The organism is Enterococcus sp. DIV2371 (assembly GCF_050498525.1).
GTDB lineage: Bacteria > Bacillota > Bacilli > Lactobacillales > Enterococcaceae > Enterococcus_B > Enterococcus_B mangumiae.
Map to the genome: position 1 here is coordinate 485,376 of NZ_JBIPAJ010000001.1, position 25,773 is coordinate 511,148.

27 protein-coding genes are annotated in these 25,773 nt (G+C 37.7%); 23 read left to right on the plus strand and 4 right to left on the minus strand.

Translation table 11 applies throughout. The annotated features are described in order from the left end of the window. The first annotated feature begins 29 nt into the window (after window positions 1–29). From IGL24_RS02265 to IGL24_RS02285, 5 genes are all read left to right on the plus strand, one after another. Window positions 30–1,502: an MDR family MFS transporter gene (locus tag IGL24_RS02265; RefSeq protein WP_429968380.1), complete on the plus strand. Its 1,473-nt coding sequence runs from the start codon at window positions 30–32 to the stop codon at window positions 1,500–1,502. After that, complete coding sequence (locus tag IGL24_RS02270) at window positions 1,499–2,206, plus strand: DUF4811 domain-containing protein (protein WP_207699620.1); 708 nt, start codon at window positions 1,499–1,501, stop codon at window positions 2,204–2,206. Before IGL24_RS02265 ends, IGL24_RS02270 begins: the two co-directional genes overlap by 4 nt. A 213-nt stretch (window positions 2,207–2,419) precedes the next feature. Continuing rightward, on the plus strand, window positions 2,420–2,692 hold the full coding sequence (locus tag IGL24_RS02275) for an AbrB/MazE/SpoVT family DNA-binding domain-containing protein (RefSeq protein ID WP_207699619.1): 273 nt from the start codon (window positions 2,420–2,422) through the stop codon (window positions 2,690–2,692). A gap of 95 nt (window positions 2,693–2,787) precedes the next feature. Further along, the gene (gene mazE, locus IGL24_RS02280) at window positions 2,788–3,018 is read left to right on the plus strand and encodes a type II toxin-antitoxin system PemI/MazE family antitoxin (RefSeq protein ID WP_206855804.1); all 231 of its coding nucleotides are present in this window, start codon (window positions 2,788–2,790) and stop codon (window positions 3,016–3,018) included. Beyond that, window positions 3,008–3,373 (plus strand): type II toxin-antitoxin system PemK/MazF family toxin, encoded by a 366-nt coding sequence (locus IGL24_RS02285; RefSeq protein ID WP_207699618.1) that lies wholly within the window; start codon window positions 3,008–3,010, stop codon window positions 3,371–3,373. The genes mazE and IGL24_RS02285 overlap by 11 nt, the downstream gene beginning before the upstream one ends. Window positions 3,374–3,555: 182 nt before the next feature. On the opposite strand, the gene IGL24_RS02290 is transcribed toward IGL24_RS02285, so the two are convergent. Then, on the minus strand, window positions 3,556–5,892 hold the full coding sequence (locus IGL24_RS02290) for an ABC transporter ATP-binding protein/permease (protein ID WP_207699617.1): 2,337 nt from the start codon (window positions 5,890–5,892) through the stop codon (window positions 3,556–3,558). Window positions 5,893–6,037: 145 nt separating this feature from the next. On the opposite strand from IGL24_RS02290, the gene IGL24_RS02295 reads away from it, so the two are divergent. The 12 genes from IGL24_RS02295 to IGL24_RS02350 all read left to right on the plus strand — a co-directional run bounded on the left by IGL24_RS02295 (window position 6,038) and on the right by IGL24_RS02350 (window position 15,546). After that, complete coding sequence (locus IGL24_RS02295; protein WP_207699616.1) at window positions 6,038–6,706, plus strand: response regulator transcription factor; 669 nt, start codon at window positions 6,038–6,040, stop codon at window positions 6,704–6,706. Then, the gene (locus IGL24_RS02300) at window positions 6,706–7,770 is read left to right on the plus strand and encodes a HAMP domain-containing sensor histidine kinase (RefSeq protein WP_207699615.1); all 1,065 of its coding nucleotides are present in this window, start codon (window positions 6,706–6,708) and stop codon (window positions 7,768–7,770) included. Before IGL24_RS02295 ends, IGL24_RS02300 begins: the two co-directional genes overlap by 1 nt. A 200-nt stretch (window positions 7,771–7,970) precedes the next feature. After that, the gene (locus tag IGL24_RS02305; protein ID WP_207699614.1) at window positions 7,971–8,288 is read left to right on the plus strand and encodes a hypothetical protein; all 318 of its coding nucleotides are present in this window, start codon (window positions 7,971–7,973) and stop codon (window positions 8,286–8,288) included. 320 nt (window positions 8,289–8,608) lie between these two features. Next, window positions 8,609–8,926 carry a PadR family transcriptional regulator gene (locus IGL24_RS02310; RefSeq protein ID WP_010736371.1) on the plus strand — a complete coding sequence of 106 codons (318 nt, stop codon included), beginning with the start codon at window positions 8,609–8,611 and terminating at the stop codon, window positions 8,924–8,926. Continuing rightward, window positions 8,919–9,533, plus strand: a complete 615-nt coding sequence (locus tag IGL24_RS02315) for a DUF1700 domain-containing protein (protein ID WP_207699613.1) — start codon at window positions 8,919–8,921, stop codon at window positions 9,531–9,533. Before IGL24_RS02310 ends, IGL24_RS02315 begins: the two co-directional genes overlap by 8 nt. Window positions 9,534–9,536: 3 nt before the next feature. After that, on the plus strand, window positions 9,537–10,397 hold the full coding sequence (locus tag IGL24_RS02320; RefSeq protein WP_207699612.1) for a DUF4097 family beta strand repeat-containing protein: 861 nt from the start codon (window positions 9,537–9,539) through the stop codon (window positions 10,395–10,397). A gap of 196 nt (window positions 10,398–10,593) precedes the next feature. Continuing rightward, window positions 10,594–11,085: a DUF5348 domain-containing protein gene (locus tag IGL24_RS02325; RefSeq protein ID WP_207699611.1), complete on the plus strand. Its 492-nt coding sequence runs from the start codon at window positions 10,594–10,596 to the stop codon at window positions 11,083–11,085. Window positions 11,086–11,127: 42 nt separating this feature from the next. Then, window positions 11,128–11,991 carry an SPFH domain-containing protein gene (locus IGL24_RS02330; protein ID WP_207699610.1) on the plus strand — a complete coding sequence of 288 codons (864 nt, stop codon included), beginning with the start codon at window positions 11,128–11,130 and terminating at the stop codon, window positions 11,989–11,991. 214 nt (window positions 11,992–12,205) lie between these two features. Continuing rightward, complete coding sequence (locus tag IGL24_RS02335) at window positions 12,206–12,583, plus strand: YxeA family protein (RefSeq protein ID WP_207699609.1); 378 nt, start codon at window positions 12,206–12,208, stop codon at window positions 12,581–12,583. Beyond that, window positions 12,576–13,334, plus strand: a complete 759-nt coding sequence (locus IGL24_RS02340; protein ID WP_207699608.1) for an ABC transporter ATP-binding protein — start codon at window positions 12,576–12,578, stop codon at window positions 13,332–13,334. Before IGL24_RS02335 ends, IGL24_RS02340 begins: the two co-directional genes overlap by 8 nt. A 2-nt stretch (window positions 13,335–13,336) precedes the next feature. Continuing rightward, on the plus strand, window positions 13,337–15,151 hold the full coding sequence (locus IGL24_RS02345; protein WP_207699607.1) for an FtsX-like permease family protein: 1,815 nt from the start codon (window positions 13,337–13,339) through the stop codon (window positions 15,149–15,151). A gap of 137 nt (window positions 15,152–15,288) precedes the next feature. Further along, window positions 15,289–15,546: a DUF2087 domain-containing protein gene (locus IGL24_RS02350; RefSeq protein WP_207699606.1), complete on the plus strand. Its 258-nt coding sequence runs from the start codon at window positions 15,289–15,291 to the stop codon at window positions 15,544–15,546. 65 nt (window positions 15,547–15,611) lie between these two features. Here IGL24_RS02350 and IGL24_RS02355 read toward each other — a convergent pair whose 3' ends face one another. Further along, on the minus strand, window positions 15,612–16,379 hold the full coding sequence (locus tag IGL24_RS02355) for a MurR/RpiR family transcriptional regulator (RefSeq protein ID WP_206857737.1): 768 nt from the start codon (window positions 16,377–16,379) through the stop codon (window positions 15,612–15,614). A 646-nt stretch (window positions 16,380–17,025) separates the two neighbouring features. On the opposite strand from IGL24_RS02355, the gene IGL24_RS02360 reads away from it, so the two are divergent. The 6 genes from IGL24_RS02360 to IGL24_RS02385 all read left to right on the plus strand — a co-directional run bounded on the left by IGL24_RS02360 (window position 17,026) and on the right by IGL24_RS02385 (window position 21,913). Further along, window positions 17,026–18,615: an alpha-glucoside-specific PTS transporter subunit IIBC gene (locus IGL24_RS02360; RefSeq protein WP_206857735.1), complete on the plus strand. Its 1,590-nt coding sequence runs from the start codon at window positions 17,026–17,028 to the stop codon at window positions 18,613–18,615. A gap of 13 nt (window positions 18,616–18,628) precedes the next feature. Beyond that, window positions 18,629–19,960 carry a 6-phospho-alpha-glucosidase gene (locus IGL24_RS02365; RefSeq protein WP_207115875.1) on the plus strand — a complete coding sequence of 444 codons (1,332 nt, stop codon included), beginning with the start codon at window positions 18,629–18,631 and terminating at the stop codon, window positions 19,958–19,960. A gap of 55 nt (window positions 19,961–20,015) precedes the next feature. Continuing rightward, on the plus strand, window positions 20,016–20,291 hold the full coding sequence (locus IGL24_RS02370; RefSeq protein WP_429968381.1) for a hypothetical protein: 276 nt from the start codon (window positions 20,016–20,018) through the stop codon (window positions 20,289–20,291). Next, the gene (locus IGL24_RS02375; protein WP_347564923.1) at window positions 20,240–21,202 is read left to right on the plus strand and encodes an MFS transporter; all 963 of its coding nucleotides are present in this window, start codon (window positions 20,240–20,242) and stop codon (window positions 21,200–21,202) included. The genes IGL24_RS02370 and IGL24_RS02375 overlap by 52 nt, the downstream gene beginning before the upstream one ends. Window positions 21,203–21,293: 91 nt before the next feature. After that, the gene (locus tag IGL24_RS02380) at window positions 21,294–21,569 is read left to right on the plus strand and encodes an AbrB/MazE/SpoVT family DNA-binding domain-containing protein (protein ID WP_206857732.1); all 276 of its coding nucleotides are present in this window, start codon (window positions 21,294–21,296) and stop codon (window positions 21,567–21,569) included. Then, the gene (locus tag IGL24_RS02385; protein ID WP_206857730.1) at window positions 21,563–21,913 is read left to right on the plus strand and encodes a type II toxin-antitoxin system PemK/MazF family toxin; all 351 of its coding nucleotides are present in this window, start codon (window positions 21,563–21,565) and stop codon (window positions 21,911–21,913) included. Before IGL24_RS02380 ends, IGL24_RS02385 begins: the two co-directional genes overlap by 7 nt. A 114-nt stretch (window positions 21,914–22,027) precedes the next feature. Here the strand turns inward: IGL24_RS02385 and IGL24_RS02390 are convergent, their stop codons facing one another. After that, window positions 22,028–24,172, minus strand: a complete 2,145-nt coding sequence (locus tag IGL24_RS02390) for a glucosaminidase domain-containing protein (protein WP_207699605.1) — start codon at window positions 24,170–24,172, stop codon at window positions 22,028–22,030. Window positions 24,173–24,577: 405 nt separating this feature from the next. After that, entirely contained in the window at window positions 24,578–25,606 is a 1,029-nt protein-coding gene (gene rbsR / locus IGL24_RS02395; RefSeq protein WP_206857727.1) for a ribose utilization transcriptional repressor RbsR, read from the minus strand. Window positions 25,607–25,773 lie beyond the last annotated feature (167 nt).

Consider the following 25,773-nt stretch of genomic DNA (forward strand, 5'->3'; position numbering starts at 1 on the left):
TCAGAAAACATTCAGAAAGAAGGAGAAACATGAGTAAGAATCAACCCGTAGATATTTACGGAAAACCATACAATCGTACACTACTAGTTGTTGTTTTATTGATTGGGACTTTTTGTACCGTCTTGAATCAAACCTTATTAACAACTGCTTTTCCAGCATTGATGAAAGCTTTTGATATTTCAGCTTCTGATGTGCAATGGTTGACTACAGGCTTTTTATTAGTGAATGGGATCATGATTCCGATCACTGCTTGGTTGATCAATAAATTTAGTTCTAGAAAATTATATCTGTCTGCGATGACGATTTTTTTGATTGGAACGATCACCTGTTTTACTGCTCCTAACTTTAGTACACTACTTATTGGACGCTTGATCCAAGCTTGTGGTGTTGGGGTATCTATGCCATTATTGCAAAATATCATGTTATCGATCTTCCCACCAGAAAAACGAGGTTCTGCTATGGGGATGTCTGGGATCGTGATTGGTTTAGCACCAGCATTAGGACCAACACTCTCTGGCTATATCATTGACAATTATCATTGGCGTGATTTGTTTGGAATGGTCATTCCAATCGTCGTTCTTGTGTTAGTGTTAGCATTCTTTTTGATGCGAAGTGTGATTCCTTTGTCAAATCCAAGTATCGATATTTTCTCTGCGATTCTTTCAACGATTGGATTTGGTAGCTTGCTTTATGGTTTCTCAAGTGTTGGGGATGCCGGTTGGGGAAGCGCGAAAGTGATTGGCTTCTTGGTCGTTGGCGTGATTTTCATCGCCGCATTTGCTTGGCGTCAACTACATTTAGAACATCCATTCTTAGAGTTACGTGTCTTCAAATCACCAACCTTTACGATTGCAGCAATCCTAGCTGGGGTAACGAATATGGCGATGGTCGGAGCTGAAATGGTCGTTCCATTATATATTCAAAACATTCGTGGAGAGTCTGCATTCCATTCTGGTTTGATGCTACTGCCAGGAGCATTGATCATGGGGGCGATGATGCCGATCACTGGTGCAATTTTTGATAAACACGGAGCAAAACGTCTTGCGATCGTTGGGATGTTCATCTTGACAGCAGCAACCGCACCTTTTGCATTTTTGACTGAAACTACACCAGTTTTATATATCGTAATTCTTTACGCAATTCGTATGTTTGGGATTTCGATGGTCATGATGCCAGTGACAACCTCAGGGATGAATGCTTTACCTAACAATCTGATCAGTCATGGTACAGCAGTCAACAATACATTCCGTCAAATCGCAAGTTCGATCGGAACCGCAATTTTGATCAGTGTGTTGACGAACGTCACGAAAGACAATCTACCAACTGATGCTGTGTTGAAAAGTACGCCTTTAGCCTACAAAGATCAAGCGATAAATGCGACTTTATCCGGATACCATGCTGCGTTCTTCGTAGCGATCATTTTCGGATTGATCGGTTTTGCGATTGCTTTCTTCTTAAAAAGAAAAGAACCAGTAGTGATGGAAGTGGGAGATAACGCATGATTATTTTCGTATTGATTGCCAGTGTCATTGCCTTTGCTTTGACGAATGTTTTTGCCAAAAAAATGTGGCAGACACTTCTTTCATTCGTCTTTGGTTTACTTTTCGTTCTCTCATTAGGACTAATCGTAGGAAATATCACCAACCATTTTGGTATGAAAGAAGTCACAGAAACTAAAACGACACCGATCGTTTCAAGTGCAGACCAATCAGAGGTCAATATGTTGCTCTACAAGTCACTTGGAGATGGAACAGAAAAAGTCTACTTGTACCGAACAGATGACAAGCAAAAAGAACCAAAGGCAACTGGAACGAAAAATGAAACAAATAAAGTCGAACAAACAGAAGGTACAGCCGAAAAAGTCAGTGAAACAACTTACTGGGTCTATAAAAATGACCAATACAAATTCTGGTTCAACTTAGCGGATAATAACCATGAATTTGAGCGTCGTGTCAATACGTTCAAAATTCCGGCTGAATGGATCGAATTAAGTACCGATCAAGCTTCTGAATTGGCAAAACGTGTCGAAGAACAAAAAAGCACGATGGAAGCCGATGCCCAAAATTTTGTCAAAGAAGGCTTGATGCAAGCTATCGCCCAAAACCCAGCGATGACTCAAGAAGAACAACAACAAGTATCAAAAGACTTAGCGACAACCTATCAAAAACAAGCATTGGCAAAATTAGTTGAAGAAGTAAAGAAGTAAATCGTTTAAAAAATGACAAGAATAGTGGATGAAGTATTCGGCAACATACTTTATCCACTATTTTTTTATGGAAGTAGGAATGGAATAAAATAGCATTTTGACGTATTTAGAGTAGAGGACAAAAAGTTCCTAAAAGAAAGGAGTCGTCGAAATACGAATAAGAAATTCTCTATAAAGGATAATTATATATATACATAACGGAGGTCGTTTATAATGGAGATGTTACCAATAAAAAAATGGGGAAACAGTAATGGACTTAGGTTACCAAAATACATCATGGAATACCTTGAAATCAATACAGAAGATAAGGTGAAAATCATACAAGAAGAGAAAAATGGAAAAAAACGTTTGATTATTGAAGCGGCTACTCCAGAAAATGAATGGACAATCGAGCAATTGTTTGCAAACTACAATGAAGAAAGGACTCATGTAGATCTTCAGAATCTGGGTGAGGCAGTAGGAAATGAAAATGGTAAGAATGACTAGATAAAGGGATATTTTATTAATTTATATAAAATAGGTACTTACGCTGTTTCACCTTGTAATTACATGGTATACTTTTTAAAAAGGAGGAATGAATGATGATTTCAACAAAAACAAGAAAACAAGGGAATTCCCTTGTGATTACGCTTCCTGCAAAGTTAGGAATAAAAGAAGGTGAAGAATTTCATATTATAAAAAAAGAAAATGGCACGGTTGCTTTAATTCCAAAAGTTGAAGATTTTTTTGAATCCGCTAAAGAAGGCGAATTTTATTTCCCAGAATTAGGGGTTGATTACACGCCACATGGAGGCGAACTAGATGAGCTATAAGCCACGCCAACGAGATATCGTTCTTCTTGACTTTGAACCGTCAAAAGGTTATGAAGTTAAGAAGAGACAACCGGCTTTAATTATGAGTAAGGATGCGTACAATTTAGCAACTAATTTAATTATAGTATGCCCAATTACTACAAGTGATAAAAATAGACCATTTCTTGTGCCTATTCAAAGCGATAAGTTCAAGCTAGATGAAGTGAAGAGAAGCAAAGTAAATACGCTTCAAGTATTCTCTCTTGACTATACCGAAAAAGCTAAAAGAAATGTTAAATACATTGATACATTAGAGGAAGAAGCTTTTTTCGATATAGCACAAAGATTTCTTAAAAATTTTTCTTTCCCTATTTAGAGATCAGGTGGTTGAGAATCAATTTATTTTAGGAAGAATCAACTTATTTCATTTGATAAGTAGATATAGGCCATTTTTAGAAACCGCAAGCTACATAGTACGAACAAACGAATAAAGCAAAAACACAGTTGGTTTTGACAAGTAATATCAAAACCAACTGTGTTTTTTTCTATTATATTTTACTATTCTGCTCTTAAAGCAATCGCTGCATCTTTCTTCGCTGCCATACGAGCTGGGATGTGCCCGCCTAACATCGTTAAGATCGTTGATACAACAATCAAAATCAAGGCGTGTACAGGATTTAGTTGAGCAACATTTTCTAAATCAGTCATGCTGTACAATAGGCTATTGATTGGGAAAGTCGCTAACCATGCGATCAGGACACCTAATAATCCAGAAGAAATCCCCAAAATACAAGTTTCAGCATCGAATACGCGAGTGATATCTTTCTTGCGTGCACCTAATGCTTTCAAGACACCGATCTCTTTTGTCCGTTCGATGACAGAAGTATAAGTGATGATACTGATCATGATCATACTTGTAACAAGTGAGATACCTGCAAATGCAATCAAGACATATGTGATAGCATCCATCAATCCACCAGTCAATTCAGTCATTGTACCAGCTAGATCGGAATAGATGATTTTATCTTCATCTGATTTTCCTTTATTGAAGTCATTTAAATAGTTTAGAATTTCTTCTTTATCGCCGAAATTATTTGGATAGATCATGATACTTGAAGGTAAGCTATCTCCACCTAAATAACTTATCAGTGTTTGTTTCGCTGATTCATCTACTTTTTCAGTCGTCAACACATTCATATCATTGTCTTTTTGTGCTTGAACGATTTCAGAATCTTTATTTTCATTGACGATTTCTGTCGTTAATTGATCGCTATAAGCAATACCAGGAGATAACAGATTCATCGTAGAAGAAGATTTGACCCGTAAAATACCAGAAATCTTAACTTCTCTAGTTGCATCTTCATACATTGCTTGATAATCCGTATTAGGAATAAAGTTTCCTGTCGGTAATTTTGTATAGTACGTATCGTTGTTCACTAATTTGAACGTTGTGCCGACGATTTTGTCAAAATCAAGTGTTTCACCGTCTTTTACGTCAAATCCTAGATTTTTCAACGCATTGATGTTTGTGTTGTTATTGCCGTCTACGATCAATACGACATCATTTGCAGAAGTCGGGTAGCTACCAGAAAGCAGTGAGTAATTAGACTCTAAGAAATTGTCTTTTTGGTCGTCTAATTGCGTTGGGAAACTAGAAACTCCTACACCAGTCATTGAAGACATCGCACTTGAGAATGACAATGATTCAGAATCAGGGTTTTGATTAGAGAAGCTGACAGGTTGTACTTCACCGTCAATATCTCTTAACAAGTTGATGCCAGTCGTGCGGGTAAAACCAATGTTATTACTTAGGTTAGGATCGATATTCGTTACATAATCAACATATTCTTGGTCGATATTGTTTGTATGTTGCGCCCGATCTTCATCGCTGACCTTGGCTGTGACAGTTTTTGTATCTGGATAATCGGCTGTATTAGAGCTCAAACCATCCGATCCAGAAGGTGGGCTAGTGGTAACTCTGGAAATCGTGATTGGAAAACGAGCCATCGTTTCTGATTGTGTTTCATCGATTTGTTTTTGGAAACCTGTAGATAAGGATAGTACAATCGCAATCCCGATAATCCCAATACTTGAAGCAAAGGAAGTCAAGAATGTCCGTCCTTTTTTCGTGCGAATATTATTGAAAGATAATTTTAGTGCGGTCCAAAAGCTCATCTTTGTCCGACGTAGATTGAATTGATCATCTTTCGGACGTTCGATATGCGGATTGGAGTCAGAGACGATTTGTCCGTCTGAGAACTCAATGATCCGATCGGCATATTCATGTGCCAATTCAGGGTTATGGGTCACCATGATCACTAGTTTTTCATTCGATAATTCTTCGATTAACTTCATGATTTGTACGCTGGTTTCGGTATCTAACGCACCGGTTGGCTCATCACACAATAGAATATCCGGATCATTTGCTAAAGCACGTGCAATTGCGACACGTTGCATTTGTCCCCCAGATAATTGATTTGGTTTTTTGTGCATATGGTCGGTCAAGCCAACGCGACGTAATGATTCCTCGGCTTTCTTACGTTTCTCATCTTTCGAAACGCCACTTAACGTCATCCCAAGCTCGACATTTTCAATGATTCCTAGATGGCCGATCAAGTTGTAGCTTTGGAATACAAAACCGATGGAATTGTTACGGTAAGCATCCCAATCGCTGTCTTTAAAATCTTTTGTGGACTTTCCGTTGATGACCATATCGCCAGAATCGTAATTATCCAAGCCGCCGATCACGTTCAGCATGGTTGTTTTACCAGAACCACTTGGGCCTAAAATGGCTACAAATTCTTTTTTTCTAAAAGCGACGGATACGCCATCTAATGCTTTTGTTGTTGTTTCACCAACTTTATAATATTTCTTTATCTCTTTTAATTGTAACATTGTCACCCTTCTTTCCGTTTGAAATATTGGTTATACTTAAAGTATAACAGAACAATGAACGTAGTATAATGAATGAATATTAACTGAATATGAACAATCAGAAAAAAAACTGAAATTTTTCAAAATAAACAAATGAGGAGAAACAATGAATCGAATATTATTAGTAGAAGATGATGAACGGTTGAAACAGCTTTATCAATCCGTTTTGGAACGAGCAGGATTTCTGATCTTTGCGGTCACGAATGGCGTAGAAGCATTGAAACAATTAGAAAGTACACAAGTGGATATGATCATTACCGACATCATGATGCCTGCAATGGATGGCTATGAATTATTAGCAACGTTACGAAACAGTCGAATAGAGACACCTGTTTTGATCATCACAGCAAAAGCAGATTTTGAAGACAAAAAGAAAGGCTTTCAATTAGGTACGGATGATTATATGACCAAACCGGTGGATGTCAATGAAATGGTGTTGCGTGTGGAAGCCTTGTTACGACGAGCGAAAATCAATCATAGTCATCAGTTGAACATCGGTCAAACTAGTTTGAACCATGAAACCTATGAAGTGATCAAGCAGGAACAAGCCATCTTGCTTCCACAAAAAGAATTTCAATTATTGTACAAATTACTTTCTTACCCGAATAAAATCTTTACCCGCCAACAGTTGATGGATGATATTTGGGGCTTGGACACAAACACGGAAGAGCGGACGATCGATGTGCATATCAAACGATTACGTACACGTTTTATTGAAAATGATGATTTTCAAATCGTGACCGTTCGTGGCTTAGGCTATAAGGCGGTGATTTGATGCGCAAAAAAATATTTTCACAATTATGGATCTATTTTGCTTGTATTGTTTTTGTTTCCATTTTAGTCACTCTGTTGTGCTTCTTAGGATTTATCTTTTTGTTGTCACACAAAACAGTTCCTGCGTCTGAGCAACAAGCGACGTGGTTTCCTTTAGTCGTTTTCGCAGGATTTAGTATGATGGTGGGCACAGGGATCTCGATTTTTGTCGGTCGGCGGATCTTACTGCCGATCAGTGACTTACGAATGAATATGAGTAAAGTAGCAACTGGCGATTTTTCGATTCGGATGGACGAACAACAAAAAGTGGAAGAAGTGCAGCAGTTATACAAAGATTTCAACGTGATGGTCCAGGAATTGAGTAGTATCGAAACATTACGAAATGACTTTGTTTCCAATGTCTCCCATGAATTTAAGACGCCCCTTGCTACGATCCAAGGGTATGTCCAATTGTTGCAAGCACCGAATATTTCAGAAGAGGAGAAGCAGGTTTTCTTGCAACGGATCATTGAAAGCATCACCCAACTTTCACAATTGACAGAAAACACCTTGAAGCTGAATAAATTAGAAAATCAACGAATCCAATTAGACAAGCGACCGTTTCGTTTAGATGAACAGATCCGTGAAGTCATTGTATTTTTACAACCCAAATGGGAGCAAGAACAACTTCAACTAGAGATCGATCTGGAAAGTGTCAGCTATGTGGGCAATGAAGAATTTTTATATCAAGTATGGTTGAATATCATGGACAATGCCATCAAGTACAATCAACCACAAGGAAAAATCACGATTCGCTTAAAACAAAGTGCAACCCAAGTGATCGTTGAAGTGACCGATTCCGGTGTGGGGATGGATCAAGAAACACAGGCAAGAGTTTTTGAGAAATTTTATCAAGGGGAATCCAGTCGCCAATTTTCTGGGAACGGGCTAGGTCTATCTTTAGTCAAAAAAATCATTGAATTGCATCATGGAAAAATCAGCTACAACAGTATTCCGAAGGTTGGCACGACCGTCATCATTCAATTAGAGAAAGAAAACATGCTACCAACTTCTCCGGTGGAATAAGAGAGGGGGAAATGAACAGCTAATGATCTATAGGGGCAATAAACCAACACAAACGAAGAAAAAAACGCCACTTCTGATTTAATCGCTCTAAGGTGTATTTTTCAAGTAATATATAGTCGGAAAAGTGTACGAAGACATATCGTACATAAGTGAGCATTCGTATATTTTTCTAATAACCGTTATTGGAGGAATGATAGGAATTGAAAAAACAAGTAGGTTTATTGCTCGGACTGTTGACGTTAAGTGTTGGACTAAGCGGAGCCAATCCCATAGTCATTGCAGATGATCATGATACTCCCGTGGCAAATTCAAGTACAGAGGATGAAAAACAAGCAGATCGTGGTATCGGTTATTATTGGAAATGCCATACATGTGGCTATCATAGTGAGTGGCATCTATTTTCTGGGACAGCTGTTTCTGCTGCCAATAAACATGCGCAGCAATACAATCATGTCACTTCTGTTTATCCGAATGAGCAAGCGATAACTTTAGAATGGAGTGGAACAAAAGATGAATGAAACGTGGTTGAGTAGAAATAAAAAAGAATTGATCCACCTCTCTCTTGCCGTTTTTCTAGGTATCACGCTAAGTTTTATCGTGTGCGCATTGCTTTAAGTTAGAGGAGATTGAAAACACACATCTAATAGGAACAAAGACCAAGAATCATTGTGGTCTTTGTTCTTTTTTTGCAAATGCAATTTTTAGGACATACGAGTTTACTTTCAAGAATGATCCAGTGATCAAGAGAACTATTCATAATTTTTTCTTGCAAACAATACTATACATGATATAATATTGGTAAATATAAAATATTGCAAACTATAAAGAAGGTGAAGTAATGCATATCCAAGTTCCAACAGTTTTACTCGATGGTACGGTTTTAGCAGCTTTGAGCAGAGAAGACATGTACGGTTACGCATTAACGAAAATAGTCCAAGAAAGTTTATCTGTGAGTGAATCAACGATGTATCCCGTTTTGCGTAGATTAAAAAAAGAAGAATACTTAGAAACATACGACGAACCATTCGAAGGTAGAAATCGCCGATATTACCGCTTAACTCCGAAAGGGCGTCAACATTTAGAAGAAATCATTGATAAATGGATCGTGTTTAGAGATTCCTTAAACCGATTACTGGAGGAGAATACGAATGAATGAATATTTAAATGATGTGTTGGATGAACTTCAAGAAATCCCTGAAGATGACCGCTTTGATATTATTCAATATTATGAAGAATACTTTTTAGATTCTGGAAAAACAGTGGAAGAAGTCATCGATGAATATGGCTCACCAAAGCAATTTGCCTTGAAGGTGAAAATCAATTATTACTCGGAACAAGACGACGATGAATCAGAATACAGCCAAAGTCCTAAACGAAAAATCCGATTGATTTGGATGATCGTTATCGGCTTATGTGCCTCTCCATTACTGGTTCCTTTGGCATTAGCTTTTATTCTAGCGATTTTTGGTATTCTGATTGGCTTGATCGGCGTGATCATTGGTATTTATGTCGTATGTATCACGATTCTAGGAGCGGGGCTATTCTCAATCATCTCAGGTGTTGCTGTCTTGCAACAGTCGATGACTAGTGGACTATTTTTTATCGGTCTAGGCTTACTTGCTACTGGAAGTGCAGTATTCTTTTCTCCATTGCTGCTAAAAGGTACTAAATGGCTATTCCAAATGATGATGAACTTTGTCAAATGGGTAGGGCGTCGTTTTATTACGAAACGTGCGATCCATACGACGAATAGTGGGGTGTAAAAAATGAAATTAAAGTATATCTTAGGCGCAGGATTAGGGCTGATGGTCGTGGGTGGCTTAATGGCAGGATTAAGTTATGCTTCTGGCGCCCAAACGAGTCTGACTTGGGAAGGTGGTCCAAGAATCATAGAAATGGCTCATGAAACAAAAGATTTCTCGTCCGATAAAATCGACAAAGCCGTTGTCCGAGCAGATCACCAAAATATCGTGATCCAACGAGGCGTAAGTTTTAGTGTCGAAACTTCTCATGATAAAACACAAAAACCCAAGATCAATGTGGAAGATGGTACATTGGAGATCTCAGCTGACGGACAAACACCGACAGCAATGCTCAGCATAACAGATACACGCTCAATCTTGAAAATCACGATACCTAGAAGTGTAACCTTAGACGAATTAGTGATTGAAGGTAGAAACAATGAATTAAGGTTAGATGAATTCAGTAGTAAGAAAATCAACTTGAACACAGCACACACTTGGACATCGATCAATGAAGTAACCGGGGAAGCTCTTACTGTAGAGAGTCAAATGGGTTCGCTCAATCTGACTGAACTGTCCATGAAACAAGTGAAACTGGAAGTAAGTGATGGCAGCATCTATTTTAATGATAATGAAGAAGCAATAAAAGGTGAAGTTACCCTCCAAAATAGTAGTATTGAGTTCTATGACAACGAAGATCAAGGTTTGTCTGTGACACTAGATGGTGATTCTTACGTTACCAAAAATTATGAACCATTATCAACGAAGACTTACAACCGAGGCAATAAAGACCTCAAAGTGACTGGTCACAATAGTCAAGTGAATTTGATGAATGATGATGAAGAGTTTCCGATGGATGATGAGGATTATGAAGTGTATGATTGATTGTTGATCTGTCAAGACTGTTTATTTCTAAATAACGAATAAATGGTTGTAGAAGAGTCCAATTCCTTATGTAATAAGGCGTTGTACTCTTTTTTATTTATTTTGCATGAAATATAATCGCCTATCATTCAATAATATAGTAGAATAAAGAAAGGGAAAGAACGTACATATACGGGGAAAATAGGGTGAATAACGAATGAAAATAGAGGACATCAAACGAGAAGAATTAAAAAGTGAATTAGGGAAACTGCATGATTTTCTGACAGAGTTGAGTGGCAAGTACTATGATATAGACAAAGAAAGAGTAACGATCCAATATCCAAACAATTCTGAAGGTCGACAATTGGAGCAAGTATATAATGAAATGTTCAAACATCTATTGAAAGTGAAAAAAGAATTAGATTATTATTCATTGCCGATCATCGATACGGGGATTTTAAAATACGATCAAGCAAGCGAACGATTTGTTTTCAAGTCAGTGCGTGAAAATCTTGAGTTATCCGCTGGAATGGATTTAGAAATCTTAGTAGAAGATTATTTTACTGAAACAAAGCAATGGGTACGTACACGTCTGGAGTATTTACCAGAAGCATCAGGTGGTATACACGAAAACGGTTGGTATATCACGGAAGACAAAGAATTAGAATTAGAAGGAGCTATGGCAAGGATTCGCAAAAAACATAGATAATCAACGAATAAAATAAAACGAAATAAGCAAGGAGAGTACATAGTGAAAGAGAAAAAAGCTTTTTACGTCAATGGGTATTTCGGTGTTTTGGTACTAGGAGTATTAGCAGCAGTTGCGCTATTTTTCACAAGTATGAGTGTTTATCTTCCATCAGTTTTAATTGTTAGTATATTGCTGTGGTTGATCGGTGCTATCCTTATCAGTGGCGTCACCATTGTCAATCCCAACCAGGCGAAAGTCATTTTGTTTTTTGGGAAATATATAGGAACGATACGTGAGAGCGGCTTTTTCTTATCGATTCCTTTTGCTCGAAAAATCGGCTTATCTTTGAAAGTTCGAAATTTCAACAGTTCGCTGTTGAAGGTCAATGACTTAGATGGGAATCCAATCGAGATTTCAGCAGTCGTCGTCTTCAAAGTAGTGGATTCAGCCAAAGCACTTTTTGATGTAGCAAATTATCATCAATTTGTTGAGATTCAAAGTGAAACAGCGCTTCGTCATATCGCCAGCCAATATCCTTATGATACTTTCAAAGAGGATGATCTTACGTTACGTGGGAATACTACAGCGATTTCTGATGAGTTGGCGCAGGAATTACAGGAACGTTTATCCGTGGCAGGCGTTAAAGTCTTGGAAACGCGATTGAATCACTTAGCCTATGCGACAGAGATCGCTAGTGCGATGCTGCAACGGCAACAAGCCAAAGCCATCTTATCTGCTCGTCAAACAATTGTTGAAGGGGCAGTGTCAATGACCCAAATGGCGCTAGAGCAAATTGAAGAAGGACAGGATATCACCTTTACGGATGATCGAAAAGTCCAATTGATCAATAATTTGCTTGTCTCTATTATTACCGATAAAGGAACACAGCCGGTAATCAATACTGGAAGCAATAAAGAAAAATAGCCAAAATAGAAAAACTATTTGTCCGCGGAAAATCTGCCGATACAACGGTTGTTTTCGTTCAATACAAAGAATCTGGAGTGACTGACACTTTCCAGATTCTTTTTTTCGTTCACCATATGACAATAGTGAAAGATTTTTGATAGCAGAAAGAAAGGACATTTCACTGGGAGTTCACTATACTTAATTTATCAGAAACACGAAAGAAGGAGTAACAATGAAAAAATTATTGATTGGGTTAGGTACGTTTATCATCATCGTCTTTGGTGGCTACCGTCTAGCAGATCATTTGATCATGGGGGGAGAAAGTTATTACGTTCAAATCACCACGGATGGTGAAAAACAGGTGGATCAATCCAGCGATGGACAAAAGATTACCAGCTACCGCTATGAGCTACCGGGATATACAGAAGAAGGTAACGAAAAAATAATGGACTTCAATGGGTTTCAAGAACGACCGTTAAGGAAAGATGCGTTTTTGAAAGTCACTTGGAATAAAAACAAAGGGGTTACTTCTTACGAGGAAGTACAAGCAAAAGACATTCCAACAGCAGCAAAAGAAAAATTAAGTAAAGGGACGGTCGATAATGGATAAAATCGTAGAAATCAATAACGTGACGAAAGTCTATGGAAAAAGCAATGAGAAGCAAACACAAGCATTGAACGGTATCAGTTTCAGTGTAGAAAAAGGCGAGTTTATTGGCATCATGGGTGCTTCAGGGTCAGGTAAATCGACATTACTAAATATCTTATCTACACTGGACAAACCAACAAATGGCACGATCCATATCAATCAAGCAGATGTAACCAAGCTGAAAGGAAATCAATTAGCAGATTTTCGAGCAAAAGAAATCGGCTTTATTTTCCAAGACTTCAACCTTTTAGAAAACTTGACTGCACAAGAAAATATTGCAGTTCCGCTTTCTTTACAAGGCGTGAAACCAAAAGATATCAAGAAAAAAGTCCATACAGTTGCTGAACGTTTGTCGATCACTCATATCTTAGACAGCTATCCAGCGAAAATCTCCGGTGGACAAAAACAACGGGTAGCAGCAGCTCGGGCATTAGTGACACAACCAACGATCCTATTAGGAGATGAACCAACTGGTGCATTGGATTCAAAAAGTGCGAAAGACCTATTAGACACGATGGAAGAATTGAATACAAAAGATAAAGTTTCCATTCTGTTAGTGACACATGACGCTTTTTCAGCGAGTTATTGTCAACGAATCTTGTTTATTAAAGATGGGGTCATTCACCAAGAAGTAAAACGCGGAGAGCAAAGCCGTTCAGACTTTTATCGTCAAATATTAACGATTTTAGGTAATCTGGAACAGGGGGACTGAACATGCTTTGGAAATTATCACTTACAGGAATTAAAAGCCGCTTGAGAGATTATATCGTTTTATTCTCAGGTTTGGTTATGGCCTCAGCAATCTTTTATATGTTTGAATCAATGGCAAGTAACACAGAATTTTTGAACAATAATTCGACTATAGCGATGACTGTGATCATTTTCCGTTTTGGTTCAGTATTACTAGGAATCATCACGTTCGTCTATATCCTTTATGCCAACTCCTTTTTGATGACGATGCGTCAAAAAGATTATGCGATGTTTATGATGTTAGGTGCAAAAGGTCGAAAAATTGCACAAATGATCTTTTCTGAGACCTTGGTTGTTGGAACCGTTGCTACATTAGTTGGTTCAGCTGTAGGGATTGGCTTGACAAGTGTCGTCCATCGACTATTAGTTGCACAGTTGAATATCCAAATCACCCATTTTACACCTTTCAACTTGCACGGATTATTGATCACTTTACTATTTTTCATTGTTTTATTCTTACTAGCGGCATTTGTCAATGCGTTTTCTATTGTCAAAAAACCAATTTTGACGTTGATCCGTGCCGATCAAACACCGGCACAAATGAAACAACACAAATTCTTGTTTTTCCTTGAAGTAGTGTTAGGAATCATCTTTATCGGTGTCGGTTATTATATGATGGCTAATATCGGCAAATATCAGTTGATGGCCATTGCAGTTGCGTTAGTTACAATCGTTTTAGGAACGTACTTTATTTTCCACTCGGTCATTATTTTCTTCTTGACCTTGCTGAAGAAAACAGAAAATCTTTCAATGAAAAAATTGAATAACTTTACGTTGTCTCAGTTAAGCTTCCGTATCCGCGAATATACGCAAATGCTTTCAATGGTCGCAATGTTATTCGCATTAGCCTTAGGGGCATTGACGGTTGGACTAGGCTTTAAAAATGAGATCACTAAGTTGACCAATGCGGTATCAAACTATGACCTAGTATTGAATCGCTCAGAGTTGATCGATCAATCGAAGGTAGAAAAACTTTCACCAACGATCAATGTAGTCTATCAACAAAAAGAAGATGAAAAAACAGTATACTATAATTATAGTGAGTTTGAACAAAATCCATTTTTGATCATGGAAAATCAAACGCCAAATACTGGAGAAAGAAACATCAAAACGAAAAAAGTAACAGCCGAAGAATTAGCGACGAATGTCAATTATCAGGATGAGTTACGCTATTATGAACTACCAGAACAACGGGAAAAAGAAGTGAAATTGCTGCCAGCAGAAGAATTTGCTCAGTTGAATCTTCCGCAAACAAACATGCAATTGATTCAAGTAAAAGATTTCCATGAGAGTATTGAACCGATTGGCGCGCTCGTAGCAGAAAACAATAAAAATAATGAATCATTAAAAGACGGAATGTTTAGCTTTACGCAAAAATATGATGCGTATCAAATGATCAATGGCATGTTCTCAGGGTTTGAATTCATGGGATTCTTCTTAGGGATCGCCTTCTTGACGATGTTAGCAAGCTGCTTGATGTTCAAGATTCTTTCAGGTAGTAAAAGCGATGTCGTTCGTTATGAGATGCTCGGTAAGATCGGTGCTCGTCAAGCATTGTTAAAACAATCGATTCGTCGAGAAATCGGTATTCTCTTCTTAGCACCGGGAATTCTAGGAGCAATCCATGTATTATTTGGACTTCAAATGTTTACTGTTTTGATGGATGATCCATATCACAACTTATGGATACCATTTGCAATATTCTTTGTTCTCTACTTTATCTACTATACTGTAACCACTTGGTTGTACACAGGAATCGTTTTGAACAAAAAAGACTAGGAATAGAGATTGATAAACCGAGAAGATGGTTCGTAGAAGAATCACCTTCTCGGCTTTTTCTGCTCCCTTCGAAATAATTTAGGGAAACATGATAAAATAGTGGAAAGAACATTGAATTTGATTGGAGGCTATTGATCATGAGTGAACTAGCTAGATTTTTTAAAGACGGGCAACTGCAACAAATCCCCAGAAAAGAAAAAAACAAACGTTTGATTTTTGATCATCTTTATTCAAAGTTTGAATTTGATAAAGATTACTTAGAGCGTGAGGTAAACGCAATTCTAAAAAGTATTTATCCTGATCATGCGATATTACGTCGCTACCTCGTTGATTATCATTATCTTGATCGAGAAAAGGACGGTTCGATCTATCAAAAGGCAGTGAGAGAGTCATGAGTGAAAAATTCAAAAACGTATCTCTTTGAAAGCCAAGCAAAGTTGGTGAAAAGAGATGCGTTTTTTTAGAGATTTTGATTTGTTTGTTTTTGCCAAGCATCATATTTCAATAAGAAATATTCAATAACGAAGAAGAGTGTCGAAGTGGATTCAAAAAGTGCAATAGGATTTTCTGGATTTTGTAGTTCTGAGTTCAAGAAGAAAATAGTTTCGGTACAGAGTTTTGAAACAGCAGAATTTCTAAGTTTTGTAATACCAATGGTTTGAATCCCTCGTTGTTTTAATTGCTTAGCCAATTTAACAACTTCAGGAGATTCACCATTCAGTGTGAGCAATAATACTAAATCATCAGGTTGAATGATTTGGTAAAACTGTTTGTTGATCGAAACGGCACCAAAATCGTATAAGATCAACCCATTATGTACGAAGAGTAATTTCATATAACTCGAGACTAAAGTTTGGATATCACCAGATCCGTAAATAAAGATCCGCTTAGCGTTAGCCATCATTTTACATAGATCCGTAAAATCTTTTTTCTTGAGATTTTCAATTGTTTGGATATGATTTTCAAGAATTTCTCCTTCCAGCTCAGATAGACACATATTCTCCTGTGTGAGTTCGTTTTTTAGGTGATATTTAAATTCTGAGAAACCATCAAATTCTAATTTTTGGCAAAAACGCATAATCGTTGTTCGAGAAACATTGCATTTTTTTGCTAATTCATTGATTGACATCGTTAAAGAATGCTTTTTGTGATTTGTGATATAGGACCAGATAAGAAAATCGTTTTCAGTCAATTTTGATTGAAACGTCGTAATAAGGTCTTGTAACATTTTCCCACTCCTTATTCATCTCTCATTTTTGAGGAACTTTGCTTTGTAACAGACATCAATATGCGCAACATTTTTATGTCTGTTTAGTTGCTATTTTTTTGATTCTGCCATTCGATACAACTGCTAAAGCTTTGATACCAAAATTTATTTCCAACGAAAGAAATTCGTCGATCGGTCTATTTCATCTTTATTAGGAATTATTCAACTAAATCGATCGACCTTTTTCTCCTCTCAAAACTACAATACGCCATATCTGGCAATATAACCGCAAATTTTATAGGTATTTATAGATTTTAAATTTAACTGTTGCAACTCTCTTGTATCAACATTTTTTTATCTTTTCTCACCACCTATACGTTTATTCGAGGGATGTTTTCGACTGGATATGTCCTCATTATTGCTCCTTTAATAGTAAGATACGCATAGTTTCTCGGTTAAATGAAAGATTTATCTATTTTGATCAACTGTTATCATATGTCTAGTTTTATACTCTAGGATACGATGTGACGATTCACATTTTTTGTGAAAAAAACCTTTTTGTTGTGAGAAACTTTTAAATCATCTGAAAGTATTTTATAAATCCGTTTTAATAGTAAACTGGATACAGGTAAAGCGCTTACCCAAAAATATAAAGGAAAAAAAGACTATGATGAAAAAAATTCAAAGATTTGGTGGAGCAATGTTAGCACCTGTCATGCTATTCTCTTTTTTCGGTATCGTTATTGGTTTTTCTTTGCTTCTTTCGAATCAAACGATTATGGGAGATATTGCTGCACCAGGCACACTCTGGTATAAGTTCTGGAATGTTGTAGCAGCCGGTGGATGGACCCCATTTTTTCAATTACCGCTTTTATTTGTTGTCGGATTACCGATCAGTTTAGCTAAAAAATATGCGGCTCGAGCAACAATGGAAGCATTAGTGATCTATATTGCTTTTAACTATTTCGTTCATGCGATCTTAACGTTATGGCCAAATTCTTTCGCTGTGGATCTATCTCAAGGAACAACGGTTGGTTCCGGGTTAACATCGATTGCAGGGATCATCACTTTAGATACTGGTATGATCGGAGCATTGTTGATTTCAGGTATCGTGGTTTATTTGCATAATCGCTTTTATGAAAAAGAATTACCAGAGATGTTAACGATTTTTAGTGGTTCTGTTTTCGTGACGATGATTGCTTTTCTTGTCATGATTCCTTTAGCACTTTTGATGTGTGTCGTATGGCCAATCATTCAAGAAGGAATGAGAAGCATGCAAGGATTTTTTGTGAATTCGGGAAATTTTGGTGTATTCATCTATCAATTTTTGCAGAAAATCCTTATCCCAACAGGCTTACATCATTTTGTGTACGCACCATTTGCTTATGATAGTGCGGTAGTTGAAGGTGGGATGGCCGCTTATTGGGCATCAAATATTGGTGAATTCCAAACAAGTGCACTTTCGCTTAAAGAACTTTATCCTTTTGGTGGTTTTTCTTTATCAGGTATGTCAAAAGTATTTGGTACAGCTGGATTGAGCTTAGCTATTATTCAAGCTGCTAATCCAGATAAAAAGAAAAAGGTCATCGCATTGATCGCACCAGCTGCATTAACTGCGATTTTGACCGGAATCACCGAACCCATCGAGTTTACTTTCTTATTTGTTGCCCCTGCTTTATGGGGAGTCCATGCACTGTTAGATGCATCGATTGCTACAGTTTCTTATGCATTTGGCGTTGTTGGAGACTTTGGAGGTGGCTTGATCAATTGGCTCGGGCTAAACTGGCTACCCTTATGGAATTTCCATGGTTCCACGTACCTCACCCAAATTATGATCGGACTTATATTTACTGCGATTTGGTTTGTTGTATTTACGTTCATGATCAAAAAATTCAATCTAAAAACTCCTGGACGTGAAGAGGATCTATCAGAGATACAGCTTTATTCAAAAGCGGATTATGAGAACAAAAAGAATGTACAACAACATGAGCAAGATAAAAACCTACCTAAACATGCAAGGCAAGCACAAGCCTATTTAGTGTTAGTGGGTGGAAAAGAGAATGTACTTGATGTGACGAATTGTGCAACACGGTTACGACTTACCGTGAAAGATACAAGTAAAGTAGCCAGTTCTATTGATTTTCAGGAAGCTGGCGCCTCAGGACTAGTCAATCCAGGCAATGGTGCTATCCAAATCATCGTTGGGTTAACTGTTCCAAGAGTGAGAGAATCGTTTGAAGACTTGATTGTAAAATAAGAGGAGGAGAACCATGAGTAAGAAAAAAAGTTCAATCTTGATTGCCGGCGGAGGAAGCACATATACACCATCACTAGTAATGATGTTAATAGAAGACCGAGAACGATTTCCAGTCAGTAAAATAAAATTTTATGATAATGATGAACAAAGGCAAGCAGTCATCGCAAAAGCCTGTGCAATCATTCTCGCTGAACGAGCGCCAGAAATAGAATTTAGCTATTCAACGGATCCCAAAGAGGCTTTCACAGATGTTGATATTGTCATGGCGCAACTAAGAGTCGGAAAATATGCGATGAGGGAACAAGACGAAAAAATTCCATTTAAATATAATGTTGTAGGACAAGAAACATGCGGTCCAGGGGGGCTTGCCTATGGATTACGCTCGATCGGGCCAGTCTTAGAACTAGTTGATTATATGGAAAAGTATTCGCCAGATGCTTGGTTATTGAATTATTCCAATCCAGCAGCAGTTGTCGCAGAAGCAACAAGAAGGTTTCGCCCCAATTCAAAAATCATCAATATTTGTGATATGCCTGTTTGTTTAGAAGATATCATGGCTCGAGTGATGGGCTTACAGGATCGTAAAGACTTCGAAACATCTTATTTTGGCTTGAATCACTTTGGGTGGTGGACGAGTATCAAAGATCATAAGGGAAACGACTTATTGCCAAAAATAAGCGCGCATGTAAAAAAATATGGGTATACGGAACAAACGCAACAAGGCCAACATAAAGAAACGAGTTGGTTGGAAACCATGTTAGCAGCTAAAGAGTTACATGAGATTGAACCGACTTTTTTATCAAATACGTATTTGAAATATTATTTAATGGCTGATGAAACAGTTGCTCATGCCGATAAACAGTATACAAGAGCAAATGAAATTATCGATGGACGTGAGAAATATGTATTTGAAGAATGTCAAAGAATCATCGATAATCAAACGGCCAAAGACACAACTTTTGCCTCCAATGAACATGCCTCATTTATTACAGATCTAGCTTGTGCGTTGACATTTAATACAAAAGAACGCATGATCCTGATTGTTGAAAACAATGGTGCGATTTCTAATTTTGATCATGATGCGATGGTTGAATTGCCTTGTATCGTGGGGAAAGATGGTTATGAAGTAGTGTCAATTGGTGCGATTCCTACTTTCCAAAAAGGTTTGATGGAACAACAAATTGCATCTGAAAAGTTAGCAGTTGATGCATGGGAACAAAAATCATATCAAAAGTTATGGCAAGCCTTCATTATGAACAAAACGGTACCTAGTGCAAAAGTAGCTAAGAAGATACTTGATGAAATGATTGAAGTCAATGCCCCTTATTGGCCAGAACTGAAATAAGTATCACTAAAAGAAAGAAAGGAATCGGCTGTAGGATATCCTTCAGCCGATTATTTTGAAAGTCGACATGGCAGTAAAAAATAAATTTCAAGCAGTCTATTTTTTCCAGTATGCATTGATGGCTCTTTTGATGACACAGATCGTTCCGTTTTTGACCGGACAAGGATATGACACGGTACAGAGAGGTTGGTTTTTAGCTTCTTACAGTGTAACCACGATTGTTTTCCAAATCTTTATTGGGTATTATTCAGATCGAAGCAAACAGATAAAAAAATTGCCATGGTCGTTTCTACACTATTTGTATGCTTTGCGAGCAGTTTTTATTTGCTAGGAAAAGATACTTGGTTGATACATTTTATCGTATTGGCAATTGCTGGTGGGTTATCCAATACAGGTGCAGTAGTTCTAGATAATTGGGTATTATCACAAGTAGCAGTGAAAAATGAGATTGCTTCAATCAAAGCAATTGGTTCTTTAGGGTGGAGTGTGATGAGTATCTGTGTTCCGCTATTTATTTTCAATAATGACTATCAGTGGTTAGTAGCTCCTTTTTTGTTTTTCTTAGTCATTTATTTTTGTTTTGCTAAATCTTTACCGGAAGCACAGCGCGAGAAAAATAAACAAAAAAAGCAAGAAATCAAAGAATTCAGCCTTTCGGATATGTATCTGCTTATAAAAAATAAGGAGTTCTTATTTTATACCTTGCTATTTTTTCTTTTATATTTAACCATCGTCGCAAATAATACGATTGTGATCGATAAGTTGCTCTTAATGGATAGTGGACATGCATTTGTAGGATCAAAGTGGTCGATTCAAGCTTTCTGTGAAATCCCAGCATATTTTCTATTGAATCGTTCAGTGACAAAATGGAAAAATGAGCGATTGATTTTTATTTCTGGTTTCTTTTTGGTGCTGCAATTTTTGATTTATACAATTTCACGCACACCATTCCTATTACTTGTTGCTAGCTTCATGCAGTTTTTTACTGTCCCAGCTTTTACCATCGGTAGTCGAATGATCATCAGTGAGATTACACCTAAAAATGTTTTTTCCTCAGGGCAACTCCTATCTATAAGTATTTATATGGGGATTTCTTCATTTATTTCTCCATTACTAGGCGGAGTACTGGTTCAACAGTTCTCATTAAATCGAGCACTTCTCTTTTTTAGTATGCTACCGGTTGGTGCTTTTATTTTTTATTGTTGCTACAGAAAGTATCAGAGAAATAGTTGGACAGCTTAAAATGCTACGTTCAGGAGCTGATTTAAAAGTTAGATAATTCCTTACTTTTCCTTACTTTTTTGGTATAATAAAAGAAACGGGAGGAATAACTATGGATAAAAAAGTGCAAGTATCAGCTAAAATGACATCCAAAAATCAGATTACTGTCCCTAAGAGTGTTCGTCAAAAATTAGGCTTGAAAGAGAATCAGAGAGTTATTTTTGAATTCACGCCTGAGGGTGAAATTAAAGTGACTAGTGAAAAAGCTAATCTGGATTTTGAAGAATTTTGGAAGCATGAATTGGTTGTGATGGAAGAATATGGGAGTTATGATACAGAAACTGTCGATTTTGGTGAGGACGTTGGCGAGGAGAAAATCCAATGGTAAAACAAGGGGATATTGTTTTTATAGATTTGGATCCAACAAAAGGGAATGAACTAGCAAAAACACGTCCGTGTGTCATCATCAGTAATGATTATTACAATAAGATTTTCAATACTGTTTTAGTCATGCCAATTAGTAGCTCCACAAAGTATTTACAGGAAAAATATCAACGTTCAGGGGCATTTCAAACAATTTCTGATACAGAGATGAATACAATCAAAGGAACGATATTATGTCAACATATCCGAAGCATCGATTTATCTCAACGCAGTAATCTTCAGGTGGTTGATCAAATCGATTCTCAAACGAAAAAAACATTATCGGAAATTGCCAAATATTTTTTCTAACTCAATAATAAACCTTTCCAGCATCTATTCCGTTGAACTAAGCTACGTAAAAAGAACCAGAAAGCAAAAGTCAGCCATCAACTTTTGCTTTCTGGTTCTAGTCTATCCAAGTTGTTATCTTAAAAACTGTTTCATCCGAAAGACACGATCAAGATTCAAGCGGCTAGCCAGTGGCTGGTCGGTTTCCCTAACGGTTACAGAAAGCTTCTGTGGGATCTCTCTCACTGAGAAATGGTGCCATAGATCCCAAAATGAAGCAAATCTTAATTCTGATAAATAAAGCAGTGAAGGGTTTCTTTGATTGAACAGTGAAATATTCATTCGTGAGAATGTAGGAGAAGGACGTTGCCAACGGATTGGAACCACAAAGGAATCACTTTGTTCATTTGTTTCTTCCTCATTCTTCTCTTGTTCTTTTGGTTCATCGAATTGCGTTAAATCGTAGGCTTCGATGATCGCATTCAATTTTCTAGAATATTGACGATCTGTTGCATAGCGTCCTTCTAAATACTTCGTTGCTTCACGGAAATCTTTGGTCTCAGATTTCCATGTCGGTTTATAAAAATCAGAATTATGGGACAGACCATTTTTGATCAAATCGGCGTAATCTTCTAAGCTTTCTTTGTAAGAAGGATATTTCCGAAAAGCTGCACGAATCTGATAATTTTGACCGGCGGATGTTTGTTCTAAAGTATTGAAGGAAACGCTACTTCCTTTATAAGCACCCTTGATCCCAAATAGATTATAGTTAGGTGAGCGAGAAAGCAAGCTATTCCCAGAACCACTCTCTAAAATAGCTTGTGCCATCATGACAGAAGCATAAATATCTTCTTCTTGACCGATTTCTCGCGCATCCTCTGCGATTTTTTCTAAAAATTGGTCAGTCGTCTGGTTTTGTGTGAAGTGGAACGTCTCATTCAATCCGTCTAAAATCGGCGAGCTAGCTAAAGATCCCGTTGCTCGTGGTAAGCCTGCTAAATTGACACGTAAGGCAAAATTAGGTGTGTATGCTTTGAGCGAAGTGATCCGTACATGGTCACCCGGTTGGGGCGCATGGATATAATTCCCGTTACCGATATAAATACCGACATGGTGCGTGATACCGGTAGAAGGACCCCAGAAGACTAAATCGCCTGGTTGCGCTTGATCAACTGGGATTTTAGTTCCAGCGTATTGTTGTTCGCCCGTCCAACCACCAATGGAATAGCCCGTGACTTGTTTGTAAATAAAATAAGTCAAACCAGAGCAATCAAAAGTAGCAGGTCCTTTGGCACCCCAAACATAAGGTTTCCCTAAATGCTTATAGGCTTCTTTGACAAGTGCTTGTTGTATACTAGTCGTATTTGTCGGTAGAACAGCTTCAATCGGTGTTTTGACAACAAAATCAGATGATTCTGAAGAAGGATTTTCGATTCGATCAGGCGTCGACGGACGATTCGTGTTTGCTGTCTGATTTGAAGATGAGCCTGTATTGTTCGTTGACCCGGTAGAACCGTTTGTATTTGAGTTCCCATTATTATTCGAAGAACTTGGCGGTCTTGAAGGGTTCGTGGTATTTCCCGTATTTGAATTGCCGTTATTGTTTCCATTGTTGTTCCCGCTATTTCCAGAATTGCCACTATTCCCATTATCTGGGACCTCTGGCGTGACTGGGGTTGGCTGAGAAGAATCTGTCGTTTCTTCTTCAGGCGTTGATGGTTGAGAAGGGAAAGTCGTCGATTCAAATTTGCCAGTGATCGTTAAATCAGTCACACCGACTGTAAACATTTGCTTAGTATAGTCTATTTCTTGCGCGCCTTCGATTTTGACCGAAACCAATCGTTCGTTTGCCGCAGGTGTGATCATATATGTAACTTTGGTACCTTCTTCTAAATCTTTGACTTTTCCGGATTTAGAAATCTCTAGAAAATCCTCTTCAGTATATTCTCTTGTCTTGATATCGGCTTCTTCTTCCTCTTCATCAACGATCCTCAGTTTGATTTTTCCACGTAGGTTTCGAGCAATCGTTAGCGTCCGAGTTGCTGCTTCGGAAGATTCTTCTGTGGATTCCTGCGTACTATCCGAAGAATCAGTGGAAGAACTTGAGACGGTCGAATCACTCGTACTTGATTCGGTCGTAAACGTCGGGCGCTCAGCAATGAGAGAGCTGCTGGATGTTTGGGTCCGACTAGTTGTTGCAAACGCAGATTGTGTAGATAACAACGTTGGAGCAATCAGCCAAGATGCTGCAAGTAGGCGTATTGCTGTTTTTTTCTTCATAATGAAATACTCCTTTTCTTTTTCCACAGTTGCGCTAAAAAAGCGCTACCTGTTCGGTCAGTTGTTTGATTTCGTCAATAAAATCAAGCTTTATTGACTGACAAAAAAACAATTCAACATCTGGACAAAAGCGATGAGTAGTCATTCATTCGTTCGAACATTCATTATTGGATGTACCCTATTTCATTTGTGGGGGCACAAATTTTGGGGGAAATGAGTACACTTACTATCAGTTTACCAAAGATTTAACATTTCTTCAAAACATTTCGTTAAATAACTAATGTGAAAAATAAGGCGCAAGTAAAAGGTTTTTCGAGGGTAAATAAAACGATAAAATAACATGACGTAAAAATAAAACCAATGACAACAGAATTAGTCGTCATTGGTTCGTAAGAAATGCTCGTTTCATTGATTTGATGATCTGTTGAGCGATTGAGTGGAGGATCGTTGGACCAACTCTACCGGCAATAAAAGTTCTTCCCATGATTTATCGGGACTTTGGATACGATCTAAAAGTAAACGAGCAGTCGCTTTCCCTAATTCCAAAATGGGTTGAGCAATGGTCGTTAATTTAGGTTTCATGTATTCACACATATCGATATTATCGTAACCGATAATGCTATAATCTTCGGGAATCACTTTATCATGCTCCGCTAAACCACGATAGACCCCAAAAGCTAACTCATCATTCAATGCAAAGATCGCTGTAGTAGGAGAAGAAAGCAGATCAGGAACGATCTCATAGCCGCCTTTTTTAGAAAACTCAGCGGGGAACCAATGGAGCTGTTTCTCAGAATGTTCGCCCTTTTTACATGCCGCCAGAAAACCATCGATCCGATTTTGGACATTTTGGGGCGTTTGCTGTGGATAAACCAAAGCAATCTCCTGATGTCCTAAGCCTAATAGATGCTCACCGGCTAAATATCCACCGTGATAGTCATCGGTTAAAACTGCGTCACTGTAGCCTTCTGCTTTTTTCTGATCTAATACGATAAATGGTTTGCCTTGTTTTTTCAAAGAATTTTGAAGTGTTTTTGTTGAGACAGCTGATGAGGCAATGATAAAACCATCGACACCGCGTTGCGTCAACTCCAGTAAATAATCGGTTTCTTTTTGGTGGTCAAAATCTGCATTACATAAAATCGTGACAAAATTTTGTTGGTAAAGACAATCTTCAATTCCTTGCATCAATGTATTGAAAAAAGGATTGGTAATATCGGGTACCAGAACACCGATCGTTTTTGTTTTCTTGGTGATCATTTGTCGAGCAATGTAATCGGGCTGGTAGCCTAATTCATCTCTTGCTTTCACCACTTTTTTGACTGTATCTGGATGGAACTTTGCTTCATTGCCATTCAAGATCAATGAGACAGTTGCGATGGATACGCCTGAATGTTTCGCAACGTCTTTGATCGTCACTTTTTTCTTTCCCATTGCTATACTCCTATCTCTTTCTTAGTGCCATTTTCCCATGAATACGTAAAGAAGTAAATGAGAGAAATGACTTTGTCTCTTTTTAGGTTTTGAGCGTATCGGCGGTAGACTTGTCAAATCGTTTTTATTCCTTTTTTCAAAAAGGTTTTTTTCACAACCTTTGATTT

Coding starts and splice junctions, on each gene's coding strand:
- IGL24_RS02325 (WP_207699611.1), top strand. CDS start 10,594: ATGAAAATAGAGGACATCAAACGAGAAGAATTAAAAAGTGAATTAGGG.
- IGL24_RS02340 (WP_207699608.1), top strand. CDS start 12,576: ATGGATAAAATCGTAGAAATCAATAACGTGACGAAAGTCTATGGAAAA.
- IGL24_RS02360 (WP_206857735.1), top strand. CDS start 17,026: ATGATGAAAAAAATTCAAAGATTTGGTGGAGCAATGTTAGCACCTGTC.
- IGL24_RS02390 (WP_207699605.1), bottom strand. CDS start 24,172: ATGAAGAAAAAAACAGCAATACGCCTACTTGCAGCATCTTGGCTGATT.
- IGL24_RS02300 (WP_207699615.1), top strand. CDS start 6,706: ATGCGCAAAAAAATATTTTCACAATTATGGATCTATTTTGCTTGTATT.
- IGL24_RS02270 (WP_207699620.1), top strand. CDS start 1,499: ATGATTATTTTCGTATTGATTGCCAGTGTCATTGCCTTTGCTTTGACG.
- IGL24_RS02375 (WP_347564923.1), top strand. CDS start 20,240: ATGGTCGTTTCTACACTATTTGTATGCTTTGCGAGCAGTTTTTATTTG.
- IGL24_RS02335 (WP_207699609.1), top strand. CDS start 12,206: ATGAAAAAATTATTGATTGGGTTAGGTACGTTTATCATCATCGTCTTT.
- IGL24_RS02350 (WP_207699606.1), top strand. CDS start 15,289: ATGAGTGAACTAGCTAGATTTTTTAAAGACGGGCAACTGCAACAAATC.
- IGL24_RS02265 (WP_429968380.1), top strand. CDS start 30: ATGAGTAAGAATCAACCCGTAGATATTTACGGAAAACCATACAATCGT.
- IGL24_RS02275 (WP_207699619.1), top strand. CDS start 2,420: ATGGAGATGTTACCAATAAAAAAATGGGGAAACAGTAATGGACTTAGG.
- IGL24_RS02365 (WP_207115875.1), top strand. CDS start 18,629: ATGAGTAAGAAAAAAAGTTCAATCTTGATTGCCGGCGGAGGAAGCACA.
- IGL24_RS02385 (WP_206857730.1), top strand. CDS start 21,563: ATGGTAAAACAAGGGGATATTGTTTTTATAGATTTGGATCCAACAAAA.
- mazE (WP_206855804.1), top strand. CDS start 2,788: ATGATTTCAACAAAAACAAGAAAACAAGGGAATTCCCTTGTGATTACG.
- rbsR (WP_206857727.1), bottom strand. CDS start 25,606: ATGGGAAAGAAAAAAGTGACGATCAAAGACGTTGCGAAACATTCAGGC.
- IGL24_RS02355 (WP_206857737.1), bottom strand. CDS start 16,379: ATGTTACAAGACCTTATTACGACGTTTCAATCAAAATTGACTGAAAAC.
- IGL24_RS02295 (WP_207699616.1), top strand. CDS start 6,038: ATGAATCGAATATTATTAGTAGAAGATGATGAACGGTTGAAACAGCTT.
- IGL24_RS02320 (WP_207699612.1), top strand. CDS start 9,537: ATGAAATTAAAGTATATCTTAGGCGCAGGATTAGGGCTGATGGTCGTG.
- IGL24_RS02310 (WP_010736371.1), top strand. CDS start 8,609: ATGCATATCCAAGTTCCAACAGTTTTACTCGATGGTACGGTTTTAGCA.
- IGL24_RS02290 (WP_207699617.1), bottom strand. CDS start 5,892: ATGTTACAATTAAAAGAGATAAAGAAATATTATAAAGTTGGTGAAACA.
- IGL24_RS02345 (WP_207699607.1), top strand. CDS start 13,337: ATGCTTTGGAAATTATCACTTACAGGAATTAAAAGCCGCTTGAGAGAT.
- IGL24_RS02285 (WP_207699618.1), top strand. CDS start 3,008: ATGAGCTATAAGCCACGCCAACGAGATATCGTTCTTCTTGACTTTGAA.
- IGL24_RS02380 (WP_206857732.1), top strand. CDS start 21,294: ATGGATAAAAAAGTGCAAGTATCAGCTAAAATGACATCCAAAAATCAG.
- IGL24_RS02315 (WP_207699613.1), top strand. CDS start 8,919: ATGAATGAATATTTAAATGATGTGTTGGATGAACTTCAAGAAATCCCT.